Here is a 24,825-nt window from a genome sequence, read left to right on the forward strand (position 1 = left end):
CCTCCCGCGTCAACACCTTCCCCCCCCCCCCCCGGGCCGGCCCCCCCCTCTCCCCCACCACCCCCCCCAACTCCCATTACCCGCGGGGCCCCCCCGCCCACAACCCCCGGGGGCCCACCGTCGGTGTCGGGCCTACTTCACATTGACGACGTGCTCGGGCGGCGTCGCGGCGTAGAGCTGCTCGATGTCGGCGGCGTACTTCTTCGCGATGGGGGTGCGCTTGAGCGACATCTTGGGGGTCAGCTCGTCACCGCCCGGCTCCCACAGCGTCTCCACGATGACGAAACGCTTGATCTGCTCCACTCGCGAGAGCTTGCGGTTGCCCGCGGTGATCGCGGCCTTGACCTCCTCGACGATCTCGGCGCGGCGCGCGAGCTCGGCGTGGGTGGCGTCGGTGGCGCCGAACTCCTTGGCGCGCAAGGCCGCCACATCGGGATCGAGCATGATCAGCGCGGTGATGTAGGGGCGTGCGTCACCGATCGCCACAGCCTGACCGATCATCGAGGACGCGGCCTTCATCGCGTTCTCGATGTTGGACGGGGCGATGTTCTTGCCCGCCTCGCTGATGATCAGTTCCTTCTTGCGGTCGACGATGCGCAGGTAGCCGTCGGCGTCGAGGGTGCCGATGTCACCGGTATGCAGCCAGCCCGCGTCGTCGATGGCCTCGGCGGTCTTTTCCGGCATGTTCCGGTAGCCGGGGGTGACGATCGGGCCGCGGATGAGCACCTCGCCGTCGGCGTCGAGCCGCAGTTCGACGCCGTCCATCACGCGCCCGACCGAGCCGGGGCGCGGCTTGTCGATCTCGGTGAAGGTGCCGACACCGGTGGTCTCGGACATGCCCCACACCTCGCTGACCGCGAAACCGAGGCCGAGGAAGTACTCCAGGGTCTCCGCGGGCACCGGGGCCGCGCCGGAGGCGGCGACCTTGAGCTCGGCGAACCCGAGCGCCGCGCGCAGCTTCGACAGCACCAGCGCGTCGGCGGCCTTGTGCTGCACGCCGAGCAGCAGCGAGGAACCCTCACCGGACAGCTTGGCCTTGGCCTGGGCCACGCCGACCCCGATCGCCCAGTTGGCCAGCGCCTTCTTCACCGGTGACGGCTCGACCGCCAGCTTGTTCTCGATACCGGCCTTGATCTTCTGCCACACGCGCGGCACGCCGAAGAACACGGTGGGCTTGGCGTCGGGCAGTGCGGCGGCGATCTCGCGGGGGTCGGTGACCGTGGTGATCTGGATGCCGGTCAGCAGGCTCATCGCGTGCGCGGAGATGCGGTCGGCCACGTGCGCGGCGGGCAGGTACGACACGGCCCGATCGTCGAAACCGACCGGCAGCGGACCCGACACCAGGCCGACCACCTGCGCGATCACATTGCTCTGGGTGAGCTCGACGCCCTTGGACGGGCCGGTGGTGCCCGAGGTGTAGATCAGCGTGGCCAGGTCGGTGGGCTGCACGGCCTGCCAGGCGGCGTCGAAATCGAAATCCGGCGCCGGGTCGGCTTCCAGTTCGGCCAGCCCGATCGTGCCCTCGGCGGTGCCGTCGACGAGCACCGTGTGCTCGACCTCGCCGCCCGCCTCGCGGATGACGTCGAGGAACGCCTGCTCGGTGATCACGACCTTGTTGCCCGCGTTGCCGAACACGTGCGCGATCTGCTCGGCGGAGCTGGTGTTGTACACCGAGAACGGGGTGGCGCCCAGGTGCAGGGCGGCGGTGTCGATGAGGTTGAACTCGGGCCGGTTGGTGAGCATGATGCCCACCGCGTCACCGTGGCCGACGCCGAGTTTCGCGAGGCCGGCCGCGAGTGCCCGCACCCGGGTCGCGTACTCGGCCCACGTGATCTCCTGGGTTCCGCCGACGGTGCGCAAGGCGACCTGGTCGGGCCGCAACGCGGCGGTCTGCTGGAAGGCGGCGGGCACGGTGTGCACCGTGACCCCGGAAGCGTGCGCGAAACCGATGTCTGTCATATCCCTGTTCCCGATAGGCCGTGCCGGATACCGAGCCAATGCGAGTGAATCTGTCTCATCGTCTCGAGCGATGGGCGTCAACAGTGGCGCGGCTCACTCATCGTAACCGGACATACGGGATTGTGGCGCGGGTTACCGACGACGGCCGAACAGCCACCGCCTGCGGGTTCGCGGTCGTTCCGCCGCGTCGGGCCGCGCCTGAGCGGTGTATTCGGGCGCCCACGGGCCGACCTCGCCCGGGATCATGTGCTTGCGTTGACGCACCTTGGCATCGAGGTAGCGTTGCCCGCGTTCGGTGGTCAGCCGCACCGCCAGCGGCAGCACCTCGACCTCGATACCCGCCTCGGCCAGCGCCTGGAGCTTGTCCGGGTTGTTGGTGAGCAACCGCAGCCGATGCACGCCGATGTTCAGCAGGGCCTTGGCGACCGGTTCGTATCGGCGCGCGTCGGGGTCGAGCCCGAGCTTGGCGTAGCTGTCGAAGGTGTCGAGATCGTAGCGTTCGCTGGTGCGGTAGCCGATCGCCTTGAGCACCAGGCCGGCGCCGCGGCCCTCCTGCTCGAGGTAGGCCAGCACCCCGGCGCCCTCGGCCTGGATCATGTCCATCGACAGGGCCAGTTCCGGACCGCAATCGCAGTCGTCGGAGCCGAGCGCGTCACCGTAGAGACAGCGCGAATGCACGCGGACCAGGGGCGCGGGACCGAGGTCGCCGAAGACCAGCAGATAGCCGCCGTTGTCGGAGTCGTCGATCTGGTGCACGCGCACGCGTAGCTGGGCGCCGCGGCGGCTGAATTGATGCTCCGGCTGCAGATCGTCCGCGCCGAGTCCGGGCGCCGCGATGGGCGGGACCGGGGTGGCGTCGATGATCGTCAAGCGCTCCTCCGAGACGGTGTCGGCATCGGGAATCCGCTGCGTGGACGGTATGGGGCAGGGCAACGGCGCGACTCTACTCCGGCTGTGTCGTCGCGCACATCAACCGGGGGTCACGCCGGTGTTACGGGTATCGGCGACGCCGGGCGCGTAGAGCTGCACGATCCGGTCCACCTCGGCGACATCGGGGAACCCGGCCGAAACCGCGCCGAGCTTCTGGGTCGGGATCATCGCCGCGGTCGCCCACCGGAAATCGTCGGCGGTGAGCGAATCGTCGGACCGCGCGACGCGATGGGCCAGGGCGGCGGCGAAGGCCGCGGCCGCGCCGACGGCGGCCTTGAGCACGCGCGGGAAATGGTCGATGACGATGTCGTCGTGATCGGAATACACCGTGCAGCCGAAGTTGTCGACGGCGCACACCACCGAGACACCGAGTCCGCGCAGCCTGCGCGCGGTGTCCGCGGGAGACTCGGTATCGACCTCTGGCAGCAGCGCGTCGAGTTCGACCGAGCTGCCCACCAGGTAGTCGACGACATCCAGGTACAGGTACAACCCTTGGGGGACAGCGATACTCGGGGCCGCGCAGACGATCACCTGGGGGCGCTCGGACAGCTCCCGCAGGAACGCGAGAACCCCTTCGATGATCGGCGCGGGCTGTTCGAAGGTGAGTACGACGACGTCGGAACCGGCCAGCGCGGCACGGATATCGGGCCGGGCGAAGTCCTCGTCGAGCAGTTGCACACGCGCGTCGCGGCAGGCGATCAGGCGCACTTCGCCGCTGTGGTTCATGACCACCGCCGTGACCAGGGTGGCCGCGGCGGGCACGACCTTCACCAGGTCGCGGGTGACGCCGAATTCGTCGAGCAGGCCGAGGATCTTGGCGCCGTTCTCGTCGTCGCCGACGGCCGCGATCAACCGGACGTCGAGGCCGAGCAGGGCGGCGGCGACGGCGCGATTGAGACCCTTGCCGCCGGGCTGGCCGGCGAAGGAACCGTCGACGGGGGCGTTGCGGCCGGGGAAGGTGTCGACCCGGTAGAGGTGGTCGATGACGGCGTCACCGACCACGGTCACCGTGCGGCCGGTGGGCGGGGCCGAGCGCGGGGTCTCGCTGGGGCGCGCGGGCGTGGTGACCGGGTCGGTGAGCAGTCCGGCGAGCGCGGTGAGAGCGCCGCGTTCGGCGGTGGTGCGCAGGCGTTTGACCGTCGGCGCCGCGGTGGTGAGCGGCGCCCCGATCGCGACGTGCAGGGCGTCCCAGCACTGGGCGAGGTATTCGCGGCGGGCGCCGAGATTGGCGGCGTAGAGCTGGTCGACGTCGACGGATTCGGCCGACAGCTCCCGCAGCAACCCCAGGGCCAGGGTCGCGTCGGCGATGAGCCGGTCGGCCGGCGGCAATTGCCGGGCGGTCTCGCGCAGGACCGGCAGCACGGCTTCTTCCCTGGAGATGCCCGAACGCCGCGCGCGGTCGCCGACGATCGGCAGGTCCAGGATCGGCTCGGCGCCGATCTCGGTGTGGCGCAGGCGTTCCGCGCTGAGGCCGGAGAACTTCCCCAGCCGGGCGAGGATGCCGCGTACCACGTCGGTTCGTGCGTCCTGCGGAATCATCGGCACGCGTTCGGCCCTCCACGGTCGGGACTTCGGTGGTTTATGCACCCGCTTCGCTGGCAATTATCAATGTACAGCGGCAATTGACCATCCCGAAGGGCAAATGCCACACTGGAACGGGGGATATCACCCACCAGGCAACGAGTTCCACCGGCATCGCCGTCGGAACTCAGGTGCGATTCGGCGCCGCCGACGCACACGCCGAACCCGCCACGCGCGCGTCCGGCACTCAGCACACCGGAGCCGCCAGCTCCCCTTCGTGGAATCGGAGCTTCCGATGACCATTCACATCACCCCGGACGACATGCGCAGCACCCACAGCCCCGAATACGCGGAACGGGTGAGTGCCGACCCCGAGATCTGGCGCCTGAGCTGGCTGCCCGAACGCAGGCTCAACCGGGACCAGGCCTACGCGGGCATGGAACTCGACGAGCTGATCAGCGATCTCACCGCCGCCCACGACCGCCTCACCCACGCCCAGATCAACGCCCTCGCCGACACCATCGGCATCGTCTGGGAGCAGGCGATCATCCGCCTCTACAAGCGGATGCTCGACCGTTTCGACACCGACGAGGCCGAGGAGGGCGCCCCACGCCCGCCGCTGACCAGGCCGCGGGCCACCCAGCTGTTCGGGCACGGCGGCACACGGCACGTCAACTACGGGTAGCGCCTCAGACCGAGCGCGCGCGGTGCTCGGCGCCGACCGCGTCGGCCAGGGAGGCGAAACCCTCCGCGCGCAGGCGGGCGGCGATGCCGCGATGGATGCGGGTGGTCCAGAACAGGCCACCGTAGATGAAGCCGGTGTAGCCCTGCAGCAGGGTGGCGCCGGCGAGGATGCGGGCCCAGGCCTGCTCGGGGGTCTCGATGCCACCGACCGAGATCAGCACGACCCGATCGCCCACCCGCGCGTAGAGGCGGCGCAGGACCTCGAGGGAGCGCTCGGCCACGGGCGCGCCGGACAGGCCGCCCGCGCCCATGGCCTCGACCTCGGCGGCCGGGGTGTTGAGCCCGTCGCGGCGGATGGTGGTGTTGGTGGCGACGATGCCGGCCAGGCCCAGTTCGACGGCGAGATCGGCCACCGCGTCGATGTCCTCGTCGGACAGGTCGGGGGCGATCTTCACCAGCACCGGCACCGAGACACTGTTGAGCACGGCCTGCAGGATCGGGCGCAGCGATTCCACCGCCTGCAGATCACGCAGGCCGGGGGTGTTGGGGGAGGACACGTTGACCACGACGAAGTCGGCGAGCGGGCCGAGCAGCCGGGCGCTGGTGGCGTAGTCGTCGGCGGCCTGCTCGGGCTCGGTGACCTTGGTCTTGCCGATGTTCGCGCCGATCGGCACGCTCGGGTGCGCGCCGTGCAGGCGGGCGGCGGCCGCGGCGGCGCCGTGGTTGTTGAAACCCATGCGGTTGATCAGGCCGTGGTCGGCGGGCAGCCGGAACAGGCGCGGCGCGGGATTACCCGGCTGGGCGTGCGCGGTGACGGTGCCGATCTCGGCGAAACCGAAACCGAGCGAACCCCAGGTGTTCGCGCCGTCGGCGTTCTTGTCGAACCCGGCGGCCAGGCCGAGCGGGGCGGGGAACTCGACACCGAAGGCGGTGGTGGCCAGGATCGGATCCCGCACCACGGTCAGCTTGCGGACCAGCCAGCGGGTCGGCGGGAACCAGGTGGCGAATCGCAGGGCGCCGAAGACCAAATGGTGCACCCGCTCCGGCGGCACCAGGAACATCAGGCGTAGTAACAGGGCGTACATGGGTCGGCTCACACTCCGGGTTCGGGCACAGGAAGGACGGCACTCTTGCGGCGGCGCAACAACACCCGGCGGCTGCCGTCGGTGTAGGCGCGTACCCGCGACAACTCCCAGCCACCGAATTCGGCCTGGATGGCCAGCCGCATCGAGGCGGTGACCCGGGTGACCTCGGGTGGCAGCCGCAGTGGCACGTATTCGTAGTCGTCGTTGCTGGTCTCCCAGCTCGGCGGAACCGCCGAGCGAGACCCGCGAGGCTTGGCCGCCATCACTGCCCCTTCCTCCGCTCCTGCGCGCCGATCCGCTGCAGGCCCTCGCCCGCGGCCGAGGCCACGAACAGGTCACCGGTGCGTTCGTCGACGGTCACCGCGTCGGGCTGGCGCACGGTGGGGAACCGTCCCACCTCGACACCGATCCCGGTGGACAGGTCGAAACCGACCACCTCGTTGCTCTGCGTGCAGGACACCCAGACCGTGTTCGACCGCGAGTCGTAGGCGAGCGCGTAAGGCGACGATGATACCGGGAAACGCTGACGCAGTACGAGCGGACCGGCCGTGTAGACGAGCAGTTCCCCGCCCGCGGTGTCGGTGACCAGAATGCGGCCCTGGGTGTCGGCGATCGCGTTGGTCGCGCCGTCGCCCGCGCGCAGCATCAGGCCGAGCGCGTCGTCACCGACGCCGACGACCGCGGTCTGCTCGCGGTCCAGGACGGTGATGTGGTCGCCGGTCAGGGCGAGCGCGTCGGCGGAGACCAGGCCGGTGACGGTGCGGACGGTGCTGCCGTCGGCGCGCAGTTCGCGGACGGTGCCGTCGGCGGTGCCGACCACGAGGTTGCCGTCGCTGCGAGTTTGCACGGTGTGCACGTCACCTTCGACGGCGGTCTCGGTGACCGCGCCGGTCGCGACGTCGACCCGCAGCACCCGGCCCGGCGCCGCGACGAGGATCTCACCCGCGCCGCCCTGCGCCAGCGCGGCACCCGGGGCGGGCAGCGTCACGGTGCGCGCGCTCTCCGGCGCCGCCGGGTCGATCAGCGTGAGCGCGGTGCCCGCGGCGTCCAGTGCGGCGACACGCCCGGACTCACGTTCGGCCAGCAGCGCCTTCGTCGCCGCGAGCGGGACGACCCGGCCCGCGGGTGCGGCCGTGGTGGCGGGGGAGGCCGCGGCGGTGGCCGGCTCGCGCGTCGGCACGTCGGGGCCGTCGTCCCCACCGGCACATCCGGTCAGCATCACCAGTGCCGCCGCGCCGAACAACGCTGAGGCGACCGAGCCGCGAGGGCGCATGCACCGTACTCCTAATCTCACGAGGTGACCGCTGATCACCATCTGACCATGATGACTCACCGGTAGCTTCGACCGGGTGGCGCGCGTCGGGCCTGTCGGTGACGCAGGTTACTGTTGACGTGTCGACAATCGAACGCCCGTCCACGGCAGGAGATCACCACGATGACCGACCGGACAGCAGCGGGTTTCGGCATCGATGACATCTCCGTCGGCCCCTTCGCCCACGGTTTCGGCACGACCGACGAGGGCAGCGCCTTCAGCTTCCGCACCAATCGCGGCATCCTGACCCTGCAGATCTACCGCGCCGACCTGGGCGAGGACGTGCCCGGCGCCGACGACGTGGTCGCGGTCGCGCGCGCTCAGGTCACCGACATCGATCTCGGCGACGAACGCAGCGTGGCCGCCTTCGTACGCGACCTGATCCCCACCGCGGTATCCGTCGCCCCGGCCGCCGGGCGCGACGCCACGGCGGTCCGGTCGCTGTTGGGACGGATCAGTTCCGTCATTGATGGTATGTAGATGGTGATGTCTTCCACACTTTCCGCCAGGGCCGCTGCGGCCACCGCCTGCCTCACGGCCCTCGTCGCCCTCACCGCCGCGTGCGGCGGGGGAGCCGACGAGGCCTCGGTCGACGCCGCACGGTCCTCGGCCAACGCCTCCCTGTCCGCCTCCATCGCGGTGTCGTCGAGCAAGGCCAACGCGCCGTTGCCCACCGCCGCCGAGCTCGACGCGCAGATCAAGCGCGCGCTCGACCCGAATCTGCCCGACGTCGAGCGCACCGACCTCATCGAGGACGGCGCCGCGTTCAAGGACGCCATCCCGGACATGTACAAGGCGCTGCGCGACAACCCGCACGCCGTCTACGGCGTCGTCGACCCCGTCTTCGACAATCGCGACGGCACCCTGACCGCCACGATGCGCCTGGACAAGGACGGCTCCGGCACCAATGTCCGCACGACCATCGTGCATTTCGTGCTGCTCGACGGGAAGTGGAAGATCTCGCGCACCGATCTGTGCGGCATTCTGCGCTCGGCCGACTACCGCACCGCCGCCTGCGGCTGACCATGCGGGAATCGCGTTCGATGCGGTGGGGCCGTTTCGTGCACCGGCACCGCTTCCTGGTGCTCGGCCTGTTCATCCTCGCGGTGGTGATCTCGGGCTGGTTCGGTCGTGACCTGGCGGGCCGCTACACCCAGGAGGGATGGTTCGACGAGTCCAGCGAGTCGGTGGCGGCCTCGAAACTGGCCGACGACACCTTCGGCCGCGACACCGACGGCGACCTGATCGTCATCTACACCGCGCCGCCGGGCACCACCGTCGACGATCCCGCGGTCCGCGGGCCCGTCGTCGCCGCGTTGAACGATCTGCGCGCCCGCTACGGCGAGCACATCCACAAGATCGACAGCTACTGGGACAGCCCGTTCTCGGCGAACGCCTCCGATCCGAGCAAACAGCACGCCTTCGCCAGCATCGGACTGGCCGGTGGCGGCGGGACGGCGACGGTCAACAACTACCTCGCGCTGAAGCCACACCTGAACGCCGAGGTGCCCGGCGGTGGACCCGGCGGAACCACCGTGCAGCTGGCCGGCTTGCAGCCCGTGGTGGAGGGCATCAACATCGGGATGCAGCACGACATCCGGCGCGCGGAGATCATCGCGTTGCCGATCGTGGCGATCCTGCTGTACTTCGTGTTCGGCGGGGTGATCGGCGCGCTGTTGCCGGTACTGATCGGTGGGCTCACCGTGCTCGGAACCTCGGGCATCCTGCGGGTGCTCACCGATCACATCGAGGTCAACGTGTTCGCCAGCGCCGTGATGACGCTGGTCAGTCTCGGCTTGGCGATCGACTACGGGCTGTTCACGGTGACCAGGTTCCGGGAGGAACTCGCCGCGGGCCGCAGCGTGGAGGACTCGACGGCCCGCACCGTCGCGACGGCGGGCCGCACCGTGCTGTTCTCGGCCGCGATCATCGCGCTGAGCCTGGGCGCGCTGTTCATCTTCCCCAACGGCGTCCTGCGCTCGGTGCCCTACGGCGGCATCTCGGCGGTCATGCTGGCCGCGCTGCTGTCGGTGACCGCGCTGCCCGCGGCGTTGAGCATCGCGGGGCGGCGCATCGACTGGCTCGGCTGGAAACGGTTCTCCCGCAGCAAGACCGAGGACGAGATCGACGCCGGGTTCTTCTCCCGGCTGGCGCAGTGGTCGATGCGGCGGCCGTGGGCGGTGGTGATCCCCATCGTGCTCGGCCTGCTGGCCCTGAGTATCCCGTTGCGCCACATCGAGTTCGGCGGCATCAGCGAGAAGTACCTCGCCCAGGACAACCCCGCGCGGGTGGCGCAGGAGGACTTCGACCGGCTCTTCCCCGGCTTCCGCACCGAACCGGTGAAACTGATCGTGGTGGGCGCCTCCCCGCAGCAACTCGGCGACATCCGGTACGAGGCCAATCGGATTCCCGGACTGACCGGGCGGTTCGAGCCCGCGTCGCCGACGAAGAACGACATGAACGTCCTCTCGGCGGGGCTGGCCGACAAGCGGGACGCCGACGCGGTGATCGGCGCGTTGCGCGCGCTCCCGGAACCGCCGGGGGTGCGGGTGATGGTCGCGGGGATCCCGGCGCTGGAACGCGACAGCATCAACGGTCTCATCGAGGGACTGCCGCTGCTGGTGCTGATCCTGATGGTGGCGGCGATGGCGATGATGGTGATCGCGTTCCGGTCGGTGATCCTGGCGGTGAAGGCCGTGGCGATGAGCGCGCTCAGCCTGGTGTCGACGCTGGGTGTGCTGACCTGGATCTTCGTGGAGGGACACGGATCCGGGGTCTTCCACTTCACGCCGGGGCCGCTGATGTTCGCGGTGGTGGCGTTGATCGTCACGGTGATCTTCGGGTTGTCCACCGACTACGAGGTGTTCCTGCTCTCGCGGATCGCGGAGAAACGCGCCGCGGGCGCCGACGCCACCGAATCCATCCGCTACGGCGTGGCCCACACCGGCAGCGTGATCACCTCGGCGGCCGCCATCCTCATCGTGGTCACCGGCGCGTTCGGATTCTCGGATCTGGTGCTGATGAAATACATCGCCTACGGGATGATCGTGGCGCTGATCATCGACGCCACGATCATCCGCATGGTCCTCACCCCGGCCCTGCTCAAGATCATCTGGCGGTGAGTGCCGCTCACCGTGAACGACCGGCGGGGCCGCGCTCGGGGAGCACCAGTTGGGCGCCGGTGCTCGGATGGTCGAAGACGTCGACCGGGTGGCGGTAGACGGCGGTGAGCAGTTCGGGGGTCAGGACCTCGCGCGGGGGGCCGTCCGCGGCGACGCGGCCTTCGTCGAGGACGGTGACGCGGTCGGCGTAGGCGGCCGCGACGCCGAGGTCGTGGACGACAACGACCACCGCGGCGCCCTCGGCGGCACGGGTGGCGGCCAGGCGCAGGACGGCCTCCTGATGGCCGAGATCCAGGGCCGCGGTCGGCTCGTCCAGGAGCAGGGTGGCGGTGTCCTGGGCCAGGACCCTGGCCAGGGCGACCCTGGCGCGTTCGCCACCGGACAGGGACGGGAACACCCGGCCGGCGAGGTGGCTGACGTCGGTCGCGGCGAGGGCGGCCGCGATGAGTTCCTCGTCGCGGCCGGCGGCGGGCGTGCGCAGCCACGGCGCGCGGCCCATCGCGACGACCTCCTGTGCGGTGAACGGGAATCCGACCGAGTGCGATTGCGGCAGCACGGCCCGCCTGCGCGCCATCTCGACGTGTGTCCAGTGGGTGAGGGCGTGGCCTTCCAGCTCCACCGTCCCGCTGCTCGGGGTGAGCTCACCGGCCAGGGCCGCGAGCAGACTCGATTTGCCCGCGCCGTTGGGACCGACGAGGGCGACGATCTCACCCGCGGCCACCTCGAAGTCGACCTTCTCCAGCACCGTGCGGTGGCCACGCGCGACGGTGAGATCTCGCGCCCGCAGCGTGACCGCGCCCGGTGCGGGCCGGGTGGGCAGGTCCGCGGTCCTGGCGAACAGGGTCCGCAGTGTCCGCCTCGCGCCGGTGGTCTCGCGCAGGTCGGTCATCCCCAGCCTCCCGCCTTGGCCCTGGTGCGGCGCAGCAGCCAGAAGAAGAACGGGCCGCCGATCAGCGAGGTCAGCATGCCCAGCGGCAGGTCGGCATTGTGCACGAGCGTGCGCGCCAGCACGTCGGCGCCGAGCAGCACCACCGACCCGAGGACCGCGCTGAGCGGCACCAGCACCCGATGCCCCGGCCCGACGAGCATGCGCACCACGTGCGGCACGATCAGCCCGACGAACAGGATGATGCCGCTGAACGCGACGCCCGCCGCGGTCAGCACGGCCACGATCACGATCACCTGCCTGCGCAGCCGCTCCACGTCCACGCCGAGGTGGCGGGCCGCGGAATCACCCAGCGCCAGCAGATCGAGCCGTCCCGCGATGACGATCGCGGTGGCGACACCGACCGCGGCCAGCGTCGCGACGACCCCGACCGCCGACCAGGTCGCCCCGTTGAGGCTGCCGAGCTGCCAGAACACGATCTGATCGCGCGCCGCGGGCGTGGCGACGAACAGCAACAGCGCGATCAGGCCGCCCGCGAACGCGTTGATCGCCACACCGGTCAGGATCAGCGTGACCACCTCGGTGCGGCCGCCGGAGCGCGACAGCAGATAGACCAGCGCCGTGGTGAACAGTCCGGCGGCGAACGCGGCCGCGGCCACCGACCAGGACGCCACGAAGGCGCCACCGATCACGATGACGGTGCCCGCCCCGACCGCGGCACCCGCCGACACCCCGATCACGCCGGGCTCGGCCAGTGGGTTGGCGAACACACCCTGCAACAACGCACCCGCTGTCGCGAGGGACGCGCCGACGAGTATTGCCAGCAGCACACGCGGGAAGCGCACCTCCCACAACGTCACCTCACCGGCGGGATGGGCGGGCATCGGGCCCAGATCCAGGCCGATCCGGTGCGCGACACTGCCGAGCACCTCGGCGGCTGTCGTCGGCACCTGTCCCAGCACCGCCGACACCACCGCCAGCGCCACCAGGGCGACCACGGCCGCGGCGAAGACCACGGTGACCCGGGTCCTCCGGTGCCGCGGCGAGGGCAGCGGATCGGGTGTCGCGTCGTCGATCCGCGGTGCGGTGGCGGGCTCGGTCAGGTCGGGCGTCTCGCTCATGCGGTCTTGCCGTAGACGGCCTCCGACAGTGCCGAGATGACGCGTCCGGTGTTGGGGCCGAAGCTCAGCAGCACCGCGTCGGCCATGTCGACGACTCGCTTGCCGCGCCCGGCCGGGGTCTGGGCGATGCCGGGGATCTTCACCAGTCCGTCGACGCCGCCGACCGACTTCAGGCCGTCCGACATCACGAGCACCACGTCGGGGGCGGCCGCGATCATGGCCTCGCTGGTGATCGCGGTGAACGGTTCGCTCATGCCCGCCGCGGTGCCGGCGTCGACGCCGCCGATCGCGGTGATCAGCGAGTCGGCGCCCGATCCCGGTCCGGCGATCATGGTGATCGCGGTGCTGCGCAGGTAGAGGAAGGCGATCTTGGGCGCGGGGTCCTGTTTCGGGACGCGCGCGGTGGCGGCGGCGATCTCGTCGCGGGTGCGCTGCCCGAGCCGGGTGCCCGCGTCGGGCACGCCGAGCGCGCCGGCGACCGCTTCGATCTGCGGCACCACACCGTCCATGGTGCGGTCCGGATCGAAATAGACGACGTTGACGCCGGCGGCACGTAACTGGTCGCGCACCGCGGGGGCGGCACTGGTGGTGTCGGTGAGGAACACCGACGGCCGCAGCGCCAGCACCGCCTCGACACTGAGCGCGCCGTTGCCGCCCGCGACGTTCGGCACATCGGCCACCGCCGGGAAGGAAGCCGAGGTGCTGCGGCCGACCAGGTTGGCGCCGAGCCCGAGGGCGTAGACGGTCTGCGCGAGGGTGCCGTAACGGTCAACGGCGATGATCCTGGACGCGTCGGTGACGGTCACGTCGCTGCCGTCGAAGGACTTCGCGGTGGCAGGCAGGCGGGGCGTGGGCGGCGGGCCGATCGGGACCGGGTCCAGGTCGGCGAGCTGGGCGGTCGCCGGGCCACCGGAAGTGGCAGTCGATGCGGGGTTGCTCGTCGTGCAGGCGACGGTGCCGGTGAGCACCGTCGCCGCGATCACCGTCGTCAGCACACCGCGCAGTCTCATGCAGGTAAGGCTAGCCATCATTCCGAACGCGCGCTCACGTCGTCCAGGGCCGCCGCGATCGCACGCGGCAACTCGAGTGTCTCCGCGGCCAGCACCCCGGTGAGCTGGCCGATGTCGCGGGCACCGACGATCATGCTCGCGATGCCGGGCCGATCCCGGATCCAGGCCAGCGCCACCGCCAGCGGCGAGGTGCCGAGTCCGTCGGCTGCGGTGACCAGGGCGTCGACCACGCGCACCGCCCGGTCGTCGTCGAGCCTGCGGCGGATCTCCGCGGCCGTCGCCTCGTCGGCGCCCCGGGAGTCGGCGGGCACCCCGTCGCGGTACTTGCCGGTGAGGATGCCGCCCGCCAGCGGCGCCGAGGCGATCACCCCGACCCCGTGATGCCGAGCGGCCGGAATCACCTCGGCCTCGGTGCCGCGCGCCAGCAGCGAGTACGGCGTCTGCGCCGCCGTCACCGGCGCGATCGCCGCGAGACTGGCCAACTGCCACGCCGAGAACCCGCGCACGCCCGCGTACCTGGTGCGACCGGAGCTGATCGCGGTGTCCAGAGTCGCCGCCACCTCGTCCAGCGGGGTGTAGGGGTCCCAGGCCGCGATACTCCAGATGTCGAGATGATCGGTGCCCAGTTCGCGCAGCGTCTGGTCCAGCTGGGCCAGCAGGGTGCGCCGCGACGCGTCCACGACCGGACCGGTCGCCGCGGGCGCCGGCACCGTGTCGCCGACGCCCGCGCCGGGACCGTGCCACACCACCCCGGCGCTGCCACTGAGCACCAGTTCGTCGCGCGAGACCAGATCACCGAGCAGGTCGGCCATGATCCGCTGCGCCTTGCCGTCGCCGTAGACGGGGGAGAGGTCGACGAGCGTCCCACCGGCCTCGGTGAACGCCGCCAACTGCACCGCGGCCTCGTCGGCGTCGGTATGGGTCCCCCAGGTATGGGTCGCCAGGCCGATTCGCGACACCCGCAGGCCGCTGCGCCCCACCGTTCGCTGTTCCATCACCGCGCCCGTGTTTTCGTCACGGCGCCCAGCCTAATGGGCGCACCGCCGGGTTCTCCGCCGACGACCCGCCGACAGCGCGCAGGGGCCGTGGACGGGTAGGGTCGCTGCGAGGTCGCGCCCACGGGGCGGGCCGACGTGGCAAAAGCCCAGGAGGACGACATCTTTCGGGCATGAAGCAGCAGGAGGACAGTTGGTGGGCGAGTCGATGACCTGGTTCCAGGCATTGCTGCTCGGGCTCGTACAGGGACTCACCGAGTTCCTGCCGATCTCTTCCTCCGGACATCTGCGCATCGTGTCGGAGGTGTTCTTCGGCAGCGACGCGGGCGCGTCGTTCACCGCGGTCACCCAGCTCGGCACCGAAGCGGCCGTGCTGGTGTACTTCGCCAAGGACATCCAGCGCATCGTCATCGCCTGGTTCACCACGCTGGCCATGCGCTGGCGGGAACGATCGCAGCAGTCGATCGCCGTCGGTGACCGCGTGACCACGAAATTGCCGGTGATGGATCGCAGCGCGCGCGAGGCCCACGAACGCGACACCCAGCGCGAACTGGACTATCGCATCGGCTGGTACGTGATCATCGCCACCATCCCGATCGGCGTGCTCGGCTTCCTGTTCAAGGACGAGATCCGCACCGGTGCCCGCAACCTGTGGCTGGTCTCCTTCATGCTCATCGCGTTCGCGCTGGTCATCGCCGCCGGTGAGCACTTCGGCAAGAAGGAGCGCTCGATCGAGCAGCTCACCACCCGCGACGGCCTGATCATGGGCTTCGCGCAGTGCCTGGCCCTGGTCCCCGGCGTGTCCCGCTCCGGCGCGACCTCCACCGCGGGTCTGTTCCTGGGACTCGAGCGGGAGGCGGCGGTGCGGTTCTCGTTCCTGCTGGCCATCCCGGCGGTGACCGCGTCGGGTCTGTTCAGCCTGCCCGACGCCTTCGAACCGGCCGGTGAGGGACTCAACGCCAGCGGCCCGCAGCTGCTGGTCGCGACGGTGCTGGCCTTCGTCGTCGGCTACGCCTCGGTCGCCTGGCTGCTGAAGTTCGTCAGCAAGCATTCGCTGTACTGGTTCGTCGGGTACCGCATCATCATCGGCCTGGTCGTGATGGGTTTGCTCGCCGCCGGTGTCATCTCGGCGACCTGAGCGGGCGGCAGGCGATGGTTAGGCTGGTCCCATGACGGTGATCCTGCTCCGGCACGGAGTGTCCACGTCCAACATCGGTCGCACCCTGGCCGGGCGCACCCCGGGTGTGGAGCTCACCGAGCGCGGCACCGAGCAGGCCGCCGCGGTCGCCGACCGGCTCGCGACGCTGCCGATCGAACACATCGCCAGCTCGCCGCTGCTGCGCTGCCAGCGCACCGTCGCCCCGCTGGCGGAGAAACTCGGCCTCGAACCCGAGCACGACGAACGGCTCATCGAGGTCGACTACGGCGAGTGGACCGGCCGCCCGCTGGCCGAACTGCTCACCGAACCGCTGTGGAAGGTCGTCCAGGGGCACGCTTCCGGCGCGGTCTTCCCCGGCGGCGAGGGACTCGCCCAGGTCCAGCAGCGCGCCGTCGCCGCCATCCGCGACATCGAGCGCAGGCTGGCCGACCGGGCCGGCCGCGACGTGCTGTGGGTGGCGTGCGCGCACGGCGACATCATCAAAGCCATCCTGGCCGACGCGCTCGGCCTGCATCTGGACAGCTTCCAGCGGATCGCGGTCGAACCCGCCTCGATCAGCGTGGTCCGATACGGAACCATGGGGCCGTCGGTGTGGAAGTTCAACGACACCGGGGCCGACCTGTCCGCGCTCGCCGTCACCGCCGCACCGGTGCCGGGCGGGGAGGTGTCACCCGCGCCCGGCGCGGATAATGGGAATGCGGGACACCGCGATTCTCCTTAGAGGGAATGTTGTTCGTGAGTGTCGATCAGGGTCACGTATCAGGAGGTGCATGTGTCACGCGCAATCCATGTATTTCGCACCCCCGATCGTTTCGTCGCCGGGACCGTCGGTGAACCGGGCGATCGTTCGTTCTACCTGCAGGCCGTGCAGGAACCGCGCGTGGTCAGCGTGCTGCTGGAGAAGCAGCAGGTGAAGGTGCTCGCCGACCGGATGGGACTGCTGCTCGACGAGGTCGCGCGCCGCTTCGGCGCCGATGTGCCACCCCAGGGCGACGACGTCCGCGACGTCGACCCCCTGGTGACGCCCATCGACACCGAATTCCGGGTCGGCACCATGGGTCTGGGCTGGGACGCCGACGCGGGCGCCGTGGTGGTGGAACTGCTGGCGATCACCGAGACCGAGGTCGACGAATCGGTGGTGCTCGACGACACCGACGAGGGGCCCGACGCGGTGCGGGTGTTCCTCACCCCCATCCAGGCGCGCGAGTTCGCGCTGCGCTCGGCCCGGGTCATCGCGGCGGGCAGGCCGCCGTGCCCGCTGTGCGGTGAACCGCTGTCCTCGCGCGGGCACATGTGCGTGCGCACCAACGGCTACAAGCGCGGCGAGATCTTCGGCGCGGCCGAGCTCGACGAGGAGTGATCGCGTGCCGGTGCTCACCGAGGGCGAGCTGGACATCGTCGGCCGGGTCGGTATCGCCAGCAATCTGACGCTGGTCTGCGAGATCGCCGCGCCCGAACCCGACGGCGCCCCGCTGCGCGTGGTGTACAAGCCGGTGCGCGGGGAACGCCCGCTGTGGGACTTCCCCGACGGGACCCTGGCCGGCCGCGAGGTCGCCTCGTATCTGATCTCGGAACATCTGGGCTGGGGCGTCATCCCGGAGACGGTGCTGCGCGACGGTCCGTTCGGGCCAGGCATGGTGCAGCGCTGGGTGACCGCCGTCGACAACCACACCGACACCAGACAGCGGCTGGACCTGGTCGATCTGGTGCGGCCCGGCACGGTGCCCGACGGCTTCTGCGAAGTGCTGCGCGCCCTCGACGGCGAGGGCAAGGAGGTCTCGCTCGTCCACGCCGACGATCCACGCCTGCAACGGATGGCGGTGCTGGATCTGCTGCTCAACAACGCCGACCGCAAGGGCGGACACGCGCTCGAAGGCGTCGACGGGCAGGTGTACGGCGTCGACCACGGCATCTGCCTACACAGTGAACCGAAGCTGCGCACGGTGCTGTGGGGGTGGGCGGGACGCCCGGTACACGAATCGCTGATCACCGACATCACCACGTTCGCCGCGAATCTGCCCGGCGCCGTGGCCGATTCGCTGGCTGCCCACATCACCGACGCCGAGATCACCGCGCTGATCGAACGCACGAAGGGGCTGCTCGAACATCCGGTGATGCCGGTGCCGAACTCGTCTCGCCCGATTCCCTGGCCCGCGTTCTGATCCGCGGGTAGCGCCGTTCCGGTGCGCGCACCCCCTGGCGTGGGGTATCGTGACGCTGTTTCCGGGTCGGGGCCGGTGCTACTGTGCTGCAAGCACTTTCGTCTTACCACGCGAGATCAGAGGAATTTCATGTCGACCCGATCCATCGTCACCACCACCGCTGCCGCGATGCTGCTCACCGGAGCGGCCGCCGCCGTCGCCGCGCCCGCCCAGGCGTTCCCCGCCGGCTGGTGGACCGAGAAGACCTTCGTGTGCACCGCCACCGACCGCAACACCGGCGCGGCGCTGCCCGAGGTCACCGTGGAGGCCGCCGACCAGGTCGGCGCCGCCTACTACGCGCTGCCCCACTTCGGCCAGAACGCCGACACCCTGAACGTGCAGTGCTACGAGCAGGCCTGATCCTGCGATGAGGTCGGTGTCGCCGCTCCCGACGCGCGGCGACACCGAACCCGTCACCGCCGGGCGTCCCGCTCGACGTGCGCGTCGAGGAACTGCCTGATCGGCACGGTCTGCTCCAGGATGGCGTGACCGACGCCGGGCAGGACGTGGACCTCGCCCCGTGTGAACGCCCCGCGGGCCCGCCGCGCGGTACGCGCCGAATCGAAGAGCGCGTCGCGCTCGCCGACGATCACCAGGACGGGGATCGCCACGGTGCGCAGGCGCTCGTCGGAGAAGATCGGCAGCCGCCCGGAACGCGCCGAGAAATGCGCGAACGTCACCTCGACATCATCGAGGATCGGCCCCGCCACCGCCTCGTCGAGCCCGAGCCCGGCGCGCGCCATGTCGCGCACGGTGCCGCGGCCGGCCAATCGCCGCAGCAGGCCCTTCACCATCCACCCGTATCGATGCGGCCCCAAGCCGCCCGGGCACAACAGCGCCAGCGCCGTGACGCGCCCCGGCCTGCGCAGCACGTAGTCCAGGGCCGTCCAGCCACCCAGCGACATCCCGACCATGGCGACCGTCGTCAGCCCGAGCGCGTCGATGACCTCGTCGAGCCAGCCCGCGGTCGCGTCGGTGTCGAGCGACAATCGCGCCGGTGCGCTGAAACCGGGCTCACCGGGCAGATCGACCGCGAACACCCGGTACCCGCGCGACCAGTCGGCGACGTCCCCGCGCCAGGCCGACGCGTTCGATCCCGATCCGTGCAGCAGGACCAGCGGTGGCGCGTCGACGGGCCCGGAGGCGACGACGAAGGTCTCGCCCGCGCGGGTCGGTACCCGCAACTCGTCGCGGGGGACCGGCCAGGCGTCGAGGTGGGCGCGATAGCGCTGCTCGACGACTCGTCTGCCCTCGGGGGTTTTGTAGATGCCGGTCATGAGCTGAGGACTCCGTCCATGTAGTCGAGCAGTCGGGCGGTGTCGGCGAGACCGCCGAGCACGATGACCTTCAGCCGCGAGCGTTCCGGGTCGTAGCCGGTTTCCACGCGCAGTGCCCGGCCGCCCGGACCCCGGGTGGCGGCGGTCGTGGTGAGCAGGGTGGTGATGCGGTCCGCGGTGGCGCGGTCGACGGCATCCACCTCGACGATGCAGGACACATCGGCCTGGTCGGCGGCGGCCGCGGGCGGCGGTGCGGTGAGGGGCAGTCCGGTGAACGCCTCGAGGTCGTCGTGGGCGATGCGGTACTGCTTGCCGATGCGCGCCGCGGGCAGTTTGCCGTCGCGCACATAGCTGCGCACGGTGCGCACATGCAGTCCGAGCAGGTCGGCGACTTGCTCCACCGAGTAGAGACGATCTGTCATAAACCGACCCTAAACGAACGTATTTATAGGGATAAATAGGGAAGTTAAGGTAATTGTGATGTGTGAGCATTGTCGCCGTCGCCCGAGCGTGGCAACCTGTTCGCCCAGGATCGCGGCCCGCCACCCGGATGGAGCCGCGTCCAGGGCTGTGACCTGGGAATCCGGCTGAGTACAACCCTTGACCGAACCGGCCGGACACGTTTGTGTGCAGGTAGCGGGCCGTTGCCACGACACCGTCAGCAACCCCCTGACCGGCCCGCGGACCGACCACTTCCGCGGGGGCTCTACCCTCGAATCATGCAGTCCTGGTCCGATATCGCCCTACCGACCGTCCCCGGAGCAGGGCCGCCGTTGCGGTTGTACGACACCGCCGATCGCCAGGTCCGCCCGGTCACCCCCGGCGCGACCGCGAAGATGTACGTCTGCGGCATCACTCCCTACGACGCCACCCACCTCGGCCACGCCGCCACCTACCTGACGTTCGACCTGATCAACCGGCTCTGGCGCGACGCGGGCCACGACGTGCACTACGTCCAGAACGTCACCGACGTCGACGACCCGCTGTTCGAACGCGCCGCGCGCGACGGCGTCGACTGGCGCGACCTCGGCAGCTCGGAGATCGCGCTGTTCCGCGAGGACATGACCGCACTCGGCGTGCTGCCCCCGCGCGACTATATCGGCGCCATCGAATCGGTCGACGAGGTCGTCGAGCTGGTGCAGAAGCTGCTCGCCGCCGGCGCCGCCTACATCGTCGACGACGCCGAGTACCCCGACATCTACTTCCGCACCGATGCCACCGAACAGTTCGGCTACGAATCGGGCTACGACCGCGCCACCATGGAGACCCTGTTCGCCGAGCGCGGCGGCGACCCCGACCGCCCCGGCAAGCGCGACACCATCGACGCGCTGCTGTGGCGTTCCGCGCGCCCCGGTGAGCCGTCGTGGCAGGCGCCGTTCGGAGACGGACGCCCCGGCTGGCACATCGAGTGTGCCGCGATCGCGCTCAACCGCATCGGCACCGAGTTCGACGTCCAGGGCGGCGGCTCGGACCTGATGTACCCGCACCACGAATACTCCGCGGCGCACGCCGAGGCCATCACCGGCACCCGCCGCTTCGCCCGCCACTACGTGCACGCCGGGCTGATCGGGCTCGACGGCGAGAAGATGTCGAAGTCCAAGGGCAACCTGGTGTTGGTGTCGAAGCTGCGCCGCTCGGGTGTCGACCCCGCCGCGATCCGCCTCGGGCTGCTCACCGGCCACTACCGGCAGGACCGGATGTGGACCGACGAGGTCCTCACCGAGGCACAGGCCAGGCTGGCCCGCTGGCGCGAAGCCGTGGCTCTGAGCTCCGGCCCCTCGGCCACCGACACCGTCGCCCGCCTGCGTCAGCACCTCGCCGACGATCTGGACACTCCGAAGGCGCTCGACGCGATCGATAACTGGGCCACCCAGGCACTGACCTACGGCGGTACCGACACCGCGGCGCCCGGCCTGGTGCGGGACGCGGTGAACGCGCTGCTCGGCGTCAGCATCTGACCGATCGCGGGTCCGTCGACCCGCGATCCCCGCGGAGTACTGTCGCGATCGTGTGAGGCGCGTGGCGCTGTCGCGTCGTGCGTTCGACCGGCGACAGGAGCGGCGATGCCAGACAGCGACGACCCCGCCACCCCCACGGCGACCGCCGTACTGCACGTCGGCGGGGTACTGCGGGCCAGCTCCCATCTGGTTCTCACCCGTGCTCTCGGCCGCCGCCCCGGCGTGCTCGCGGTCGACACCAACCCGGCCGCGCAGACCGCCACGGTCACCTACGATCCGGCGCGGACCTCGGTCGCCGACCTGCGCGGGTGGGTCCGGGACTGCGGCTACCACTGCGCGGGTCGCGCGGTACCGAACCACCTGTGCGACCCGCTGTCCGAACCGGCACCCACCGGTGACGGCGGGCAGGCGCGGCCCGACCTCGACACGTCCGGGCACCCACACGACGACCACGCGGGCGCGCGCAATGGTGCGTCCACCGGGCACGCCGGGGACGGGGCCGAGCACGATCATGCGCACGCTGGGCACCACGGTGGGCATGCGGCCATGTCCATGGACGACATGGCCCGCGACATGCGCAACCGCTTCCTCGTGGCCCTGGTCTTCTCCACCCTGGTGATGCTGTGGTCGCCGATGGCCACCCACATGCTCGGCGTTCACCTGCCGGTCCCGTTCGGCCTGCGCGTGGACGTGTGGACGCTGATCCTGAGCCTGCCGGTGATCTTCTACTCCTCGACGATCTTCTTCACCGGCGCGTGGCAGGCCTTGCAGGCACGCACCCTCGACATGATGGTGCTGGTCGCGGTCGGGATCGGCACCGGCTGGCTGTACTCACTGGGGGTGACTCTCACCGGCGGCGGCGAGGTCTTCTACGAGGCCGCGACCATGTTGGCGACCTTCGTGCTGCTGGGCCACTGGTTCGAGATGCGGGCGCGCGGTGGCGCCAACGACGCGGTGACCACCCTGCTGGATCTGTCCCCGCCGAAAGCCGTGGTCGTGCGGGACGGCAGCGAGATCGAGATCCCCACGGCCGACGTCGCCGTCGGCGACGTGCTGCTGGTGCGCCCCGGCGCGAAGATCGCCGTCGACGGCACGGTGGTCGGCGGCTCCAGCGAGGTCGACGAGTCGATGGTCACCGGGGAGAGCCTGCCGGTGCGCAAGGAACCCGGGTCCGCGGTGATCGGCGCGACCATCAACACCACCGGCAGCCTGCGGGTCCGCGCGACCAAGGTGGGTGCCGACACCGCGCTCGCCCAGATCGTGGAACTCGTGCAGCAGGCACAGAATTCGAAGGCACCGGGGCAGCGGCTGGCCGACCGGGCGGCGTTCTGGCTGACCTTGGTCGCCCTCATCGGCAGCGTCGCGACGCTGGTGGTGTGGCTGCTCGCCGGCGCGTCACTGAGCCGGGCGCTGCTGTTCGCGATCACCGTGGTCGTGGTGACCTGTCCCGACGCGCTCGGCCTCGCGACGCCGACCGCGATCCTGGTCGGCACCGGGCTCGGCGCGAAACGGGGTGTGCTGTTCAAGAACGCCACGGCGCTGGAGGACTCGGCCCGCATCGACGTGGTCGTGCTGGACAAGACCGGCACCCTCACCAGGGGTGCGCCGGAGGTGACCGACGTGGTGACGGCGCCAGGGATCGGCACCGACCGGATGCTGGCACTGGCCGCCGCCGTGGAACGCGAATCCGAGCATCCGCTCGCGCGGGCGATCGTCGACTACGCGAAAGCCCATGACGCGCAGACATTCTCCGTGGCCGACTTCCGGAACGTGCCGGGCCGGGGCGCGAGCGCGACCGTCGACGGCCACCGTGTCCTGGTCGGCAACCGCGGGCTGCTCGACGAGGAGCAGGTCGCGCTCGGCGACCTGGCCCGCCACCGGGACGAGCTGGCGGCCGCCGGGCACACCGCGGTCCTGGTCGCCGTCGACGGCGCGGCTGCCGCGGTGATCGCCCTGGCTGACGCGCCCCGCCCGAGCTCGGCGGCGGCCGTCGCGGCCCTGCACGATCTGGGTGTGGACGTGGTGATGCTGACCGGGGACAACCAGGCCACCGCCCAGCGCATCGCCGACGATCTCGGCATCGACACCGTCATCGCCGAGGTGCTCCCGGCCGACAAGGCCGACCGCGTGGCCGAACTCCAGCGGGCGGGCAGGAAGGTGGCGATGGTCGGTGACGGCGTCAACGACGCGCCCGCGCTGGCCCGCGCCGATCTCGGTATCGCCATCGGCGCGGGCACCGATGTGGCCATCCAGACCGCCGACGTGGTGCTCATGCGCTCGGACCCGTTCACGGTGTCGACCGCACTGCGGATCGGGCGCGGTACCGTCGGCAAGGAACACCAGAATCTCGCCTGGGCGGTCGGTTACAACGGTCTGGCCCTGCCGATCGCGGCCGGCGTGTTCGCACCGTGGGGCCTGACGATGCGCCCGGAGATCGCGGCCATGGCGATGTCGGGATCGAGCCTGATCGTCGCGCTCAACGCGCTGCGCCTGAAACGCCTTCCACTGCCGGAAGCCCCCGATCAGCAGCCGGCCGGACACCGCGGAGCCGAGGCGAGCGCGGGTTCACGATCGACCACCTAGCTCCGCGGACACCCGCTGTCGGGCGCGCACCGCGACAGCCACCAGTGGATCAGCACGCGCTCGCGCGGTGTCCGGGTGCCGCGATGGTGGCCCGGCGGCCCGGTTGCTGGGAGTATGCGCCGTTTATACTGTGGGCCAAGCGCAGCTGACCCGCCGTCGATCGGAGAGCGTCACATGGGGTACCAGCGCATCGTGGTGGGGACCAACGGCTCGGAATCGGCGCGTACCGCCGTCGCGGTGGCCGGCGAGCTGGCGCTACGCCTCGAACTGGGCATCACGGTGGTCAGCGTGTGGAAAGAGGCCACGCTCAAGGCGGGCACCGACGCCCCGTGGGCCGAGGCCGTCACCGGGAGCGCCGCCGAGGTGTTGCTGGAGGCCGGTGTCCCCGAGGTGGTGCGCCGCGAGATCCCCGGCACCGCGGGCACGATGCTGCTGGAGGAAGCCGCACGTGAACCCGACACGCTGTTGGTCATCGGCGGTGGCGGGCTGGGCAGTTCCAAGGCCCGGCTGCTGGGCTCCACCGCCAATCACGTGTCGCACCACAGCGAATCCGATGTCGTGTTCACCCACAAGATCCCGAAGCGCTGGACCACGGTCGGGCTGACCACCGACGGATCGGCCAGCTCGATCATCGCGGTGCGCCGCGGCTACGACGTCGCGGTCGCCCTGGGCGCCCGCCCGTTCCTGGTGACTTCCGCCAAGACCGACGACGACGGCGCCGACACCCTCGTCGAGGTCGAAGGCGCCGCCGGCGTCGACGATCCCGCGCTGTTCGGCCGCGACGTGCTCACCGGTGTTCCGGCGGCGGAGGCGATCTGCAACGCGGCCTGGAAATACGATCTGGTCGTGATCGGCAATCGCGGAATGAGCGGCCCCGCACGGCTGCTCGGTTCGGTCGCCAACAAGGTGACCCACGATATCGACACCAATCTCCTGCTGGTCAACACGACGCACGGGGCGGTGGAGCCCTGAGCCCGCATTGCGGGTTTGCTCCGGTTTAGCGGGTAACCGCGAAAGCCGCC

24 protein-coding genes are annotated in these 24,825 nt (G+C 70.6%); 12 read left to right on the forward strand and 12 right to left on the reverse strand.

What is annotated here, in order from left to right; genetic code table 11:
- Positions 1-132: 132 nt before the first annotated feature.
- From QH270_RS05735 to QH270_RS05745, 3 genes are all read right to left on the reverse strand, one after another.
- Positions 133-1,959, reverse strand: a complete 1,827-nt coding sequence (locus QH270_RS05735) for an AMP-dependent synthetase/ligase (protein WP_280339317.1) — start codon at positions 1,957-1,959, stop codon at positions 133-135.
- A 132-nt stretch (positions 1,960-2,091) separates the two neighbouring features.
- Complete coding sequence (locus QH270_RS05740) at positions 2,092-2,892, reverse strand: GTP cyclohydrolase II (protein WP_280339319.1); 801 nt, start codon at positions 2,890-2,892, stop codon at positions 2,092-2,094.
- 36 nt (positions 2,893-2,928) lie between these two features.
- Positions 2,929-4,428 (reverse strand): PfkB family carbohydrate kinase, encoded by a 1,500-nt coding sequence (locus QH270_RS05745; protein WP_280339367.1) that lies wholly within the window; start codon positions 4,426-4,428, stop codon positions 2,929-2,931.
- 277 nt (positions 4,429-4,705) lie between these two features.
- Between QH270_RS05745 and QH270_RS05750 the strand changes: the two genes are divergently transcribed.
- Positions 4,706-5,095 (forward strand): hypothetical protein, encoded by a 390-nt coding sequence (locus QH270_RS05750; protein WP_280339320.1) that lies wholly within the window; start codon positions 4,706-4,708, stop codon positions 5,093-5,095.
- A gap of 4 nt (positions 5,096-5,099) precedes the next feature.
- On the opposite strand, the gene QH270_RS05755 is transcribed toward QH270_RS05750, so the two are convergent.
- Genes QH270_RS05755 through QH270_RS05765 form a run of 3 tightly spaced genes read right to left on the reverse strand, consistent with a single transcriptional unit; the run spans position 5,100 to position 7,452 of the window.
- Entirely contained in the window at positions 5,100-6,179 is a 1,080-nt protein-coding gene (locus QH270_RS05755) for a quinone-dependent dihydroorotate dehydrogenase (RefSeq protein WP_280339321.1), read from the reverse strand.
- Between the two features lie 8 nt (positions 6,180-6,187).
- On the reverse strand, positions 6,188-6,442 hold the full coding sequence (locus QH270_RS05760) for a DUF5703 family protein (protein WP_110039982.1): 255 nt from the start codon (positions 6,440-6,442) through the stop codon (positions 6,188-6,190).
- A complete protein-coding gene (locus QH270_RS05765; RefSeq protein ID WP_280339322.1) occupies positions 6,442-7,452 on the reverse strand; it encodes a YncE family protein in 1,011 nt (336 codons plus the stop codon). Before QH270_RS05765 ends, QH270_RS05760 begins: the two co-directional genes overlap by 1 nt.
- Before the next feature lie 162 nt (positions 7,453-7,614).
- On the opposite strand from QH270_RS05765, the gene QH270_RS05770 reads away from it, so the two are divergent.
- From QH270_RS05770 to QH270_RS05780, 3 genes are read left to right on the forward strand one after another with little or no spacing between them, the layout of a single operon-like run.
- The gene (locus QH270_RS05770) at positions 7,615-7,971 is read left to right on the forward strand and encodes a hypothetical protein (RefSeq protein ID WP_280339323.1); all 357 of its coding nucleotides are present in this window, start codon (positions 7,615-7,617) and stop codon (positions 7,969-7,971) included.
- A 6-nt stretch (positions 7,972-7,977) separates the two neighbouring features.
- On the forward strand, positions 7,978-8,514 hold the full coding sequence (locus QH270_RS05775; RefSeq protein WP_280339324.1) for a hypothetical protein: 537 nt from the start codon (positions 7,978-7,980) through the stop codon (positions 8,512-8,514).
- Between the two features lie 2 nt (positions 8,515-8,516).
- Positions 8,517-10,613 (forward strand): MMPL family transporter, encoded by a 2,097-nt coding sequence (locus QH270_RS05780; protein ID WP_432420302.1) that lies wholly within the window; start codon positions 8,517-8,519, stop codon positions 10,611-10,613.
- A gap of 7 nt (positions 10,614-10,620) precedes the next feature.
- Here the strand turns inward: QH270_RS05780 and QH270_RS05785 are convergent, their stop codons facing one another.
- Genes QH270_RS05785 through QH270_RS05800 form a run of 4 tightly spaced genes read right to left on the reverse strand, consistent with a single transcriptional unit; the run spans position 10,621 to position 14,625 of the window.
- On the reverse strand, positions 10,621-11,502 hold the full coding sequence (locus QH270_RS05785) for a heme ABC transporter ATP-binding protein (protein WP_280339327.1): 882 nt from the start codon (positions 11,500-11,502) through the stop codon (positions 10,621-10,623).
- A complete protein-coding gene (locus tag QH270_RS05790) occupies positions 11,499-12,620 on the reverse strand; it encodes a FecCD family ABC transporter permease (RefSeq protein ID WP_280339329.1) in 1,122 nt (373 codons plus the stop codon). Before QH270_RS05790 ends, QH270_RS05785 begins: the two co-directional genes overlap by 4 nt.
- Positions 12,617-13,630 (reverse strand): heme/hemin ABC transporter substrate-binding protein, encoded by a 1,014-nt coding sequence (locus tag QH270_RS05795; protein WP_280339331.1) that lies wholly within the window; start codon positions 13,628-13,630, stop codon positions 12,617-12,619. Before QH270_RS05795 ends, QH270_RS05790 begins: the two co-directional genes overlap by 4 nt.
- Positions 13,631-13,647: 17 nt before the next feature.
- Positions 13,648-14,625 carry an aldo/keto reductase gene (locus tag QH270_RS05800; RefSeq protein ID WP_280339332.1) on the reverse strand — a complete coding sequence of 326 codons (978 nt, stop codon included), beginning with the start codon at positions 14,623-14,625 and terminating at the stop codon, positions 13,648-13,650.
- Positions 14,626-14,833: 208 nt separating this feature from the next.
- On the opposite strand from QH270_RS05800, the gene QH270_RS05805 reads away from it, so the two are divergent.
- The 5 genes from QH270_RS05805 to QH270_RS05825 all read left to right on the forward strand — a co-directional run bounded on the left by QH270_RS05805 (position 14,834) and on the right by QH270_RS05825 (position 18,345).
- Entirely contained in the window at positions 14,834-15,763 is a 930-nt protein-coding gene (locus tag QH270_RS05805; RefSeq protein WP_280339369.1) for an undecaprenyl-diphosphate phosphatase, read from the forward strand.
- Between the two features lie 31 nt (positions 15,764-15,794).
- The gene (locus tag QH270_RS05810; protein ID WP_280339334.1) at positions 15,795-16,505 is read left to right on the forward strand and encodes a histidine phosphatase family protein; all 711 of its coding nucleotides are present in this window, start codon (positions 15,795-15,797) and stop codon (positions 16,503-16,505) included.
- Positions 16,506-16,556: 51 nt separating this feature from the next.
- Entirely contained in the window at positions 16,557-17,144 is a 588-nt protein-coding gene (locus QH270_RS05815; RefSeq protein WP_110040094.1) for a DUF3090 domain-containing protein, read from the forward strand.
- A 4-nt stretch (positions 17,145-17,148) separates the two neighbouring features.
- Complete coding sequence (locus QH270_RS05820; protein WP_280339335.1) at positions 17,149-17,946, forward strand: SCO1664 family protein; 798 nt, start codon at positions 17,149-17,151, stop codon at positions 17,944-17,946.
- A 129-nt stretch (positions 17,947-18,075) separates the two neighbouring features.
- Positions 18,076-18,345: a hypothetical protein gene (locus QH270_RS05825; protein WP_232998897.1), complete on the forward strand. Its 270-nt coding sequence runs from the start codon at positions 18,076-18,078 to the stop codon at positions 18,343-18,345.
- A 53-nt stretch (positions 18,346-18,398) separates the two neighbouring features.
- Here the strand turns inward: QH270_RS05825 and QH270_RS05830 are convergent, their stop codons facing one another.
- Together QH270_RS05830 and QH270_RS05835 are read right to left on the reverse strand one after the other, a co-directional pair.
- A complete protein-coding gene (locus tag QH270_RS05830; protein ID WP_280339336.1) occupies positions 18,399-19,262 on the reverse strand; it encodes an alpha/beta fold hydrolase in 864 nt (287 codons plus the stop codon).
- On the reverse strand, positions 19,259-19,684 hold the full coding sequence (locus tag QH270_RS05835; protein WP_280339337.1) for a helix-turn-helix domain-containing protein: 426 nt from the start codon (positions 19,682-19,684) through the stop codon (positions 19,259-19,261). Before QH270_RS05835 ends, QH270_RS05830 begins: the two co-directional genes overlap by 4 nt.
- A 297-nt stretch (positions 19,685-19,981) precedes the next feature.
- On the opposite strand from QH270_RS05835, the gene mshC reads away from it, so the two are divergent.
- The 3 genes from mshC to QH270_RS05850 all read left to right on the forward strand — a co-directional run bounded on the left by mshC (position 19,982) and on the right by QH270_RS05850 (position 24,775).
- Positions 19,982-21,220 carry a cysteine--1-D-myo-inosityl 2-amino-2-deoxy-alpha-D-glucopyranoside ligase gene (gene mshC, locus QH270_RS05840; RefSeq protein ID WP_280339339.1) on the forward strand — a complete coding sequence of 413 codons (1,239 nt, stop codon included), beginning with the start codon at positions 19,982-19,984 and terminating at the stop codon, positions 21,218-21,220.
- A 105-nt stretch (positions 21,221-21,325) separates the two neighbouring features.
- On the forward strand, positions 21,326-23,803 hold the full coding sequence (locus QH270_RS05845) for a heavy metal translocating P-type ATPase (RefSeq protein WP_280339340.1): 2,478 nt from the start codon (positions 21,326-21,328) through the stop codon (positions 23,801-23,803).
- A 174-nt stretch (positions 23,804-23,977) separates the two neighbouring features.
- The gene (locus QH270_RS05850; RefSeq protein ID WP_280339341.1) at positions 23,978-24,775 is read left to right on the forward strand and encodes a universal stress protein; all 798 of its coding nucleotides are present in this window, start codon (positions 23,978-23,980) and stop codon (positions 24,773-24,775) included.
- Positions 24,776-24,825 lie beyond the last annotated feature (50 nt).

This window comes from Nocardia neocaledoniensis, assembly GCF_029868625.1.
In the GTDB taxonomy this organism is placed as follows: domain Bacteria; phylum Actinomycetota; class Actinomycetes; order Mycobacteriales; family Mycobacteriaceae; genus Nocardia; species Nocardia neocaledoniensis_A.

What these genes read in the sequence shown, in the direction of transcription:
- QH270_RS05735 (WP_280339317.1), bottom strand. Translation starts at nt 1,959, where the DNA reads ATGACAGACATCGGTTTCGCGCACGCTTCCGGGGTCACGGTGCACACC.
- QH270_RS05745 (WP_280339367.1), bottom strand. Translation starts at nt 4,428, where the DNA reads ATGATTCCGCAGGACGCACGAACCGACGTGGTACGCGGCATCCTCGCC.
- QH270_RS05750 (WP_280339320.1), top strand. Translation starts at nt 4,706, where the DNA reads ATGACCATTCACATCACCCCGGACGACATGCGCAGCACCCACAGCCCC.
- QH270_RS05755 (WP_280339321.1), bottom strand. Translation starts at nt 6,179, where the DNA reads ATGTACGCCCTGTTACTACGCCTGATGTTCCTGGTGCCGCCGGAGCGG.
- QH270_RS05760 (WP_110039982.1), bottom strand. Translation starts at nt 6,442, where the DNA reads ATGGCGGCCAAGCCTCGCGGGTCTCGCTCGGCGGTTCCGCCGAGCTGG.
- QH270_RS05765 (WP_280339322.1), bottom strand. Translation starts at nt 7,452, where the DNA reads ATGCGCCCTCGCGGCTCGGTCGCCTCAGCGTTGTTCGGCGCGGCGGCA.
- QH270_RS05770 (WP_280339323.1), top strand. Translation starts at nt 7,615, where the DNA reads ATGACCGACCGGACAGCAGCGGGTTTCGGCATCGATGACATCTCCGTC.
- QH270_RS05775 (WP_280339324.1), top strand. Translation starts at nt 7,978, where the DNA reads ATGTCTTCCACACTTTCCGCCAGGGCCGCTGCGGCCACCGCCTGCCTC.
- QH270_RS05780 (WP_432420302.1), top strand. Translation starts at nt 8,517, where the DNA reads ATGCGGGAATCGCGTTCGATGCGGTGGGGCCGTTTCGTGCACCGGCAC.
- QH270_RS05785 (WP_280339327.1), bottom strand. Translation starts at nt 11,502, where the DNA reads ATGACCGACCTGCGCGAGACCACCGGCGCGAGGCGGACACTGCGGACC.
- QH270_RS05790 (WP_280339329.1), bottom strand. Translation starts at nt 12,620, where the DNA reads ATGAGCGAGACGCCCGACCTGACCGAGCCCGCCACCGCACCGCGGATC.
- QH270_RS05795 (WP_280339331.1), bottom strand. Translation starts at nt 13,630, where the DNA reads ATGAGACTGCGCGGTGTGCTGACGACGGTGATCGCGGCGACGGTGCTC.
- QH270_RS05800 (WP_280339332.1), bottom strand. Translation starts at nt 14,625, where the DNA reads ATGGAACAGCGAACGGTGGGGCGCAGCGGCCTGCGGGTGTCGCGAATC.
- QH270_RS05805 (WP_280339369.1), top strand. Translation starts at nt 14,834, where the DNA reads ATGACCTGGTTCCAGGCATTGCTGCTCGGGCTCGTACAGGGACTCACC.
- QH270_RS05810 (WP_280339334.1), top strand. Translation starts at nt 15,795, where the DNA reads ATGACGGTGATCCTGCTCCGGCACGGAGTGTCCACGTCCAACATCGGT.
- QH270_RS05825 (WP_232998897.1), top strand. Translation starts at nt 18,076, where the DNA reads ATGTCGACCCGATCCATCGTCACCACCACCGCTGCCGCGATGCTGCTC.
- QH270_RS05830 (WP_280339336.1), bottom strand. Translation starts at nt 19,262, where the DNA reads ATGACCGGCATCTACAAAACCCCCGAGGGCAGACGAGTCGTCGAGCAG.
- QH270_RS05835 (WP_280339337.1), bottom strand. Translation starts at nt 19,684, where the DNA reads ATGACAGATCGTCTCTACTCGGTGGAGCAAGTCGCCGACCTGCTCGGA.
- mshC (WP_280339339.1), top strand. Translation starts at nt 19,982, where the DNA reads ATGCAGTCCTGGTCCGATATCGCCCTACCGACCGTCCCCGGAGCAGGG.
- QH270_RS05845 (WP_280339340.1), top strand. Translation starts at nt 21,326, where the DNA reads ATGCCAGACAGCGACGACCCCGCCACCCCCACGGCGACCGCCGTACTG.
- QH270_RS05850 (WP_280339341.1), top strand. Translation starts at nt 23,978, where the DNA reads ATGGGGTACCAGCGCATCGTGGTGGGGACCAACGGCTCGGAATCGGCG.